The organism is Streptomyces sp. ISL-98, assembly GCF_018614055.1.
Classification (GTDB): Bacteria; Actinomycetota; Actinomycetes; order Streptomycetales; family Streptomycetaceae; genus Streptomyces; species Streptomyces spiramyceticus.
Window position 1 is genome coordinate 1 of the sequence record NZ_JAGGPB010000094.1, and the last position, 6,024, is coordinate 6,024.

The following is a 6,024-nucleotide window of genomic DNA, read 5'->3' on the forward strand; positions in this document are numbered from 1 at the left end:
GTGCTAACTCACCGGCATTGCTGGTCAGAGGCACTTTCCGTCGTTCTGATCACCTGCCGGACAACCCGCTTCACGAAAGCGCGAGGCTAAGCCGTTCCTGTCCTGGGTGCCAATGGGTCACTGCGGGCGTTGTCAGTGGGCGCGGGCACACTGACGGCATGAGCGTCTCTTCATCTACTGCAGCCGATGCGTCCCACACCTCCCCTGTTTGGGTGGAGTCGATGGGTGGGCCTTTGATCGTCATCCCGGTCTCCGCGTTGGCTGCATGGCGTGGGTGTACGGAGACCGGCGTCATGGCGGGAGACGCCACCACTCCAGACGACTACGACCGGGCCTGCGCGGTGGATGATCTGGCCGGTGTGATCGCCGTTGGCGATAACGGTGCACAGGCACTGGTGCTGGCGGACGAGCCAGCCACCAGCTGTTATCTACCCGAGCATCGAGCCTTCCTGCGGTGGCTTGCCGCCGACTCCGAGGCCGAGTTGAAGGCTGCGGCCAGGGCCGTCCTCGCAGACCCGGCCACCCAGTGGGAGGAGTGCGGCACGTGGGTGTCGGACGGCCCAGCCACGCTCATGGACTCCGCCGAAGCAGGCTCTGAACTGAACATCGGGTATCCCGGGGGCGGGATGCCCGCCCAGGCATCGGTCCCGCTGCCCGCCAGCCGCTGGAGGGTCCGCGCCACTCACACCAAGGCGGACGAGGAGAACTGGGTCGGCCTGGTCCAGATCCTGCCCATCGAATCTTGAACGGGCAGGCGCTTCGGTTGAGTGTGATCACGCGCTGCGCGCAAGGTTGTGCAGATGGGCGATGCCTAGCATTGCGTGGTGGACGCCTTCGCCCTTCAGCCGGCAGTCGCGGAGGATCTTCCAAGTTTTCATCCGTGCGAAGGCATGCTCGACGCGGGCGCGGACCTGCTTGTGTGAGCGGTTGTGTTCCTGCTTCCAGGCGGGCAGTTCCTCGCCCACCCGGCGTCGGTGGGGCATGACGAGTCCGGTGCCGGGATAGCCGCCGTCGGCGATCGTCATGGTCCGGCCGACGGCGGCTTTGGCACCGGATTCCTCCCACGCCTTGCAGTCGTTGCGGTTCCCGGGCAGGGGCCGGCCCACCACGACGACCAGGCGGGTGTCGGCGTCGATGACGACCTGGTGATTGGTGGAGTACCTGTAGTTCTTGGACTGCGCGGACACCGTGTGGTCTCGAGTCGGGACCAGGGTGCCGTCCACAATGAGCACGGTGTCCTTGGCGAAGCGGAGCCGGGGCCGCAGCGCGAGGAGTGGGCTGACCTGATCGATGATGCGGTCAGCCGCAGACTTCGAGATCCCAAACAGCGGGGCCAGTTGGCGCATCGTCAAGTTCGTGCGCCAGTAGGCCGTGACCAGCAACACCCGATCTTCCAACGGCAGGCTCCACGGCCGTCCCCGACGCACGGCATCAGCCCCTTCGCGGCGCAACGCAGTGACCAACGCACGGAAACAGCGCGGGCTCAGGCCGGTGAACGGTCCTATCCATGACGGCTCCGACGCCGTGATCACACCAGCCACATCAAGATCATCTCACCTGCGGCCAGCAGTTACGGGACAGCCCTTAGGCTGTTTCCTGCGGATCAATCTGATCGTTGGTTGATGTGTGTAGTTGGCTGATGCGCAGTGGGCGCGGATCGAGCCGTTGTTGCCGGACCGGACGCCGCAGCGGGGTGGGCGGTGGCGTGATCACCGGCAGGTGATCGACGCGATCGCGTTCAAGTACCGCACTGGGACTCCGTGGATGGACTTGCCTGAGCGATTCGGGTCGTGGAAGGGCGCCCACAGTCGTCTGCGGATGTGGGCGATCGACGGCACCTGGGAACGCGTCTTCGCCGCCCTGCTCGCCCAGGCCGATGTCGAAGAGGACCGCTCGCCAACGACGGGGCCGTGGGCGCCGTCGTCATCAACTCCGCTCGCGAGGCCGTTTGGGCCTGCTACTTCAACGACGGCACGTGGGCCCCGGAAGAGATCGCTCTCCCCGAGGACCTGCAGACCGCGCCCGCCCCGGGCAGCCCCGAGCACACGGAATGGCTGTACCGGTGGGAGCAGCACATCACCAGCAGGCTCTGAACGCGGCCGATCTCAGCGCTCGCTCCCGACGGCCGTTGGAGCGCCGACTCAGCGGGTCTCGGTGTCGCCCTGCGGCCGCACCGCCTTGTTGAGCGTGGGGTTGGTGTCGCTCTTCTTGTCGGTCCCGATCAGCGCCGGGTTGGCGAAGACGTCCACGAAGTCCGGCTCAGGGCCCGGGGCGGGAGGGGCCGGGGCGGGGGCGGGCTGGCCGCTCCCCTGGTTCTGTTCGTTGCTCATGGGACTCAAATGTGCAACAGCAGTGCGACAGTCGCCAGGCCAAGCCCCACGACCAGAGACCAGAGGCTGACTACCCAGTACCGGGCCTTCAGCTCGTGACGCCGCTTGTTCTTCTCGAAGACCAACGCCCGGGACGCCGCCAGCTCAGCCAGCACTCGGCTCTTCGGCGAGCGGACATAGGCCACGAGCATCGGGCTCAGTTCCAGGTCTTTGTGCTCAGCCACCCGGATCGTCTGCACTCCCGTGAGCAGGGTGACGGCGTACGCAGCGAAGGCGAGGACGTCGTGGTGCTTATGCGTCGCCAGGAACTGGGCAGCAGTGGCCGCGAACCCGATCAGGAACACCGCCTTGGTGTCGATCTTCGCCAGCGAGTCCGACTGGCGTGCCAGGCGCGATGACGCCTCGCTGTTGAGGAGCTCCAGCGTGGATTTCTGCGCTTCCAGTTCAGCCGGTGTCATCGTCATGCCGAGAGCCTAGGGCCTGTGTGATGTCGTGATCAATCGGCTGCTCGCAGGAGATCTTCGAGCCAGATCATCGAGGCACGGAGTTCGAGGCCGGCGAGGTAGCTTTCGGGCGTCTTGTCGAAGCGTGTAGCGATGCCGCGCCAGTCCTTCAGCCGGTTGATCAGGCGCTCGACGGCGTTCCGTTCCTTGTAGAGGTCGGCGTCGTGGCTGACGGGCCGCCCGCCTCGGCTGCCTTTCTTCTTCCGGTTGGCGGCCTGGTCCTTCTTCTCCGGGATGACCGCCTTGATGTGGCGTTTGCGCAGGTAGGCGCGGTTGGCGCGGGACGAGTAGGCCTTGTCCGCGGCGACCGCGTCCGGCAGGGTGCGGGGCCGGCCGACCGGCAGGCGGACGCGGATCTTCTTCAGCACCGGGATGAACTGAGGGCTGTCCGCGGCCTGCCCGGCGGTCAGGACGAAGGACAGCGGCCGGCGTTTGCGGTCGGCGGCGAGGTGAATCTTGCTGGTGAGTCCGCCGCGGGACCTGCCGAGCAGGGCTTCCTTCAGGCGGAGCCTTCGTCGGCGGCGGACGCGCCGGCGTTCTTCCCGCTCAGGCTCGTTTCCGCCGTCCTGCCCGTTCTGTTCTGCCTCGCCGCCCCCTTTTGCCGGGCCGTCTCCTGCTCGGCGGCGGCTTCCTCGAGAGCCTCCATGACGTCCTTGCCGACGAGCATCCCGGCGGCGTCGTGGTGAGCGCGGGCGGTCGTGGAGTCCACGCTGCCGAGTAGCCGAGGGGAATCTCACCCCTCGGCTCTCACAGAACGGAGCGTGACAATCTCTCGTCACTCCGCTCTTGTCGCTCTGATCATCAGGCCAGCACGGCGTCCGCGGTCAGGCGCCAGTGCGCGAACATGCGGGGGTATCGCTGGGCGATCTCCTGCATCTTCGCGATGGCCTTCCGCTTGCCCGCGAGCCGTTTGTACTTCTGGCGGATCCAACGCACCAAGTAGGCATTGATGCGCATCACGAGGGAGCGCAACTCCCAGGGCCTGAAACGGCCGTAGTAGTTGAGCCAGCCCGCCACCACGGGATTGATCCGGCGGGCGAGCTCGTTGAAGGACAGATCCGAGCGGGTGTGCAGGTGCCAGGAACGCACCCCCCGCCCCATCTTCTTCAGGGCGTCCTTGCTGACCGCCGGATTGAACGACAGGAACTGTGTTCCGTGCCGGTTCCGGCTTCGCCTGGCGCGGAACGTGTATCCGAGGAACGTGAACGACGTGTGCTCGTAGGAGTCTCGGCGTTGCCCGTCTCGGCAGTACACGATCCTGGTCTTGGCCGGGTGCAGTTGCAGTCCGACCTCGGCCATCCTGTCCGTGAGCGCGGCCAGCACCTGCCGGGCCTCACGCTCGGAGACGCAGTGCACGACCGCGTCGTCCGCATACCGTTCGAACCAGACGGCCGGGAACTCCCGGGCCATCCAGGTGTCAAACGCGTAGTGCAGGAACAGGTTCGCCAAAACGGGAGATACCGGGGCCCCTTGGGGCGTCCCGCACTCCCGCTCCAGCAGGGAACCGTCGGGCATGGCGAGCGGGGCAGCGAGCCACCGCCGCACATACAACCTCACCCAAACGGCATCAGTGTGCGCTTCCACCGCCTTGACCAGCAGGTCCCAGGGCACGCTGTCGAAGAACTTGGCGATGTCGAACTCCACCACCCAGTCCCGCTTCCAGCAACGCTCCCGGCATTTCTCCACCGCATCCAAGGCAGACCGCCCCGGCCGGTATCCGAAACTGTCCGGATGGAAAACAGGCTCCACCCGTCGCATCAGGTGCCGGGCCACCACGGTTTGCGCCACCCGGTCGGCGACAGCGGGAATGCCGAGCATTCTCGTGCCACCACCGTTCGGCTTCGGAATGGGCACTGCGCGCACCGGAGGCGGAAAGTACGAGCCCGACGACATACGGTTCCAGACCCTATAAAGGTTGTTCTTCAGGTCTTTCTCGAAGTCGACGAGACTCTGTCCATCCACCCCTGGGGCACCTCTGTTCGCCCTGACTTCCTCCCACGCCTCCTTGACTTCCCACTTCGAGATATCAAACGACTTGGCCTGTGACTTCAACTGGCCCATCGGACTCCTCCCGGACACCGTCCGGTTGATGCGATCAACACAGTCACGAACAACCCGGCCCCTTCGCTCCGCCCCCATTACAGGGGCTTCGCCACTACTACGAGCCGGTCCGCCAGCACGCCCCGCGTCGGTACTCGACCCCTCACAGTGTCCGCTGCTTGGGGCACTCCCTCTCGCTCACCGATACCGGTGGGCAGTGTCGGGACCTGCCTTCTCCTGTTCCGTGCGGAAGCGGCAGACCGGACTCACGTCGCCTACATGCCGGACACCACCTGGCCAATAGACGGGCACCCGCCAGGTTCATCCCGGGATTCTGGTCACACCCCGGTTTTGATGTCGTCTGGTTGTCTTTCGACACGTCAGCAGCGATTCACTTGCGTTCGTCTTTCCGGTCCCCACCTGACGCCTCTCACGACGCCTTTTCCTCATCGCTCACCACGACAGTCGTCAGCTAACGCAGCATGAGGCAGTTTGGAGCCTCCCCCCGCAGGGCGACTCCGAAGGGCCACAAAACCTTCATCTCCCGCACAGCACCATTTCCAGAAGCTGCCCTACAACCAACTCCTATTCATGTTCAGGACACAAGACCAGGGACAAGTCCGTGTTGCCCTGGCGGGCGGCTTCAGCGATCAAACTCTCCAGCAGGGCGGTGAAGACACCGGCGTTCCGCCAGACCCGGAAGCGCCCATAGACGGTTGGCCAGGGCCCGAACTCGCCCGGCATCTCACGCCACTGCGCGCCTGTCCTGAACCGCCAGATCACTCCCTCGAACTGATCCCGCAGCCGCCCGGGGTACGGGCCGTACTCGCCTATCGGCAGATACGGCTCGATCAACTTCCATTGCTCGTCGGTGAGTTGCCTACGCGTCACGATCGTCTTCCTACCGGATCCGCCTTCCAGACGGGTCCGGATCAGCAAGATTGATCACGACATCACACAGGCCCTAGTACTCCAGCAGGACTTCGCGCGGCTTCTTCCAGGACGGGGCCACAACGCTCCGCGCCCGGATGGAATCCACGCTGGTCAGCACCGTATGGTCGCCTACCGCAACTGACGGGACATCAGCTATTGAGCTGTGCTGTCACGTCGCTGACCTGCGGAAACACGGAAGTACTGCTGGAGTACTAGTA

Annotated in this window: 6 protein-coding genes and 3 pseudogenes; 3 read left to right on the forward strand and 6 right to left on the reverse strand. The window is 65.3% G+C overall.

Annotation, left to right across the window (positions count from 1 at the left end; all coding sequences use genetic code 11):
* Positions 1-221: 221 nt before the first annotated feature.
* Positions 222-746, forward strand: a complete 525-nt coding sequence (locus J7I98_RS38540; protein ID WP_308378090.1) for an Imm21 family immunity protein — start codon at positions 222-224, stop codon at positions 744-746.
* Between the two features lie 27 nt (positions 747-773).
* Here the strand turns inward: J7I98_RS38540 and J7I98_RS38545 are convergent, their stop codons facing one another.
* On the reverse strand, positions 774-1,541 hold the full coding sequence (locus J7I98_RS38545; protein WP_214929722.1) for a transposase: 768 nt from the start codon (positions 1,539-1,541) through the stop codon (positions 774-776).
* 91 nt (positions 1,542-1,632) lie between these two features.
* Between J7I98_RS38545 and J7I98_RS38550 the strand changes: the two are divergent.
* Positions 1,633-1,842 (forward strand): annotated as a pseudogene (locus tag J7I98_RS38550) (transposase); the annotation flags it as partial.
* 68 nt (positions 1,843-1,910) lie between these two features.
* A complete protein-coding gene (locus J7I98_RS38555) occupies positions 1,911-2,093 on the forward strand; it encodes a hypothetical protein (protein ID WP_251021830.1) in 183 nt (60 codons plus the stop codon).
* A gap of 48 nt (positions 2,094-2,141) precedes the next feature.
* On the opposite strand, the gene J7I98_RS38560 is transcribed toward J7I98_RS38555, so the two are convergent.
* The 5 genes and pseudogenes from J7I98_RS38560 to J7I98_RS38580 all read right to left on the reverse strand — a co-directional run.
* Entirely contained in the window at positions 2,142-2,330 is a 189-nt protein-coding gene (locus J7I98_RS38560; RefSeq protein ID WP_214929723.1) for a hypothetical protein, read from the reverse strand.
* 5 nt (positions 2,331-2,335) lie between these two features.
* Entirely contained in the window at positions 2,336-2,794 is a 459-nt protein-coding gene (locus J7I98_RS38565) for a hypothetical protein (RefSeq protein ID WP_251021828.1), read from the reverse strand.
* Between the two features lie 32 nt (positions 2,795-2,826).
* Positions 2,827-3,551, reverse strand: a pseudogene (locus J7I98_RS38570) (IS5 family transposase); the annotation flags it as partial.
* Between the two features lie 83 nt (positions 3,552-3,634).
* On the reverse strand, positions 3,635-4,894 hold the full coding sequence (gene ltrA / locus J7I98_RS38575) for a group II intron reverse transcriptase/maturase (RefSeq protein ID WP_214929724.1): 1,260 nt from the start codon (positions 4,892-4,894) through the stop codon (positions 3,635-3,637).
* Between the two features lie 585 nt (positions 4,895-5,479).
* Positions 5,480-5,764, reverse strand: a pseudogene (locus J7I98_RS38580) (transposase); the annotation flags it as partial.
* Positions 5,765-6,024 lie beyond the last annotated feature (260 nt).

Coding starts and splice junctions, on each gene's coding strand:
- J7I98_RS38565 (WP_251021828.1), bottom strand. CDS start 2,794: ATGACGATGACACCGGCTGAACTGGAAGCGCAGAAATCCACGCTGGAG.
- ltrA (WP_214929724.1), bottom strand. CDS start 4,894: ATGGGCCAGTTGAAGTCACAGGCCAAGTCGTTTGATATCTCGAAGTGG.
- J7I98_RS38540 (WP_308378090.1), top strand. CDS start 222: ATGGGTGGGCCTTTGATCGTCATCCCGGTCTCCGCGTTGGCTGCATGG.
- J7I98_RS38560 (WP_214929723.1), bottom strand. CDS start 2,330: ATGAGCAACGAACAGAACCAGGGGAGCGGCCAGCCCGCCCCCGCCCCG.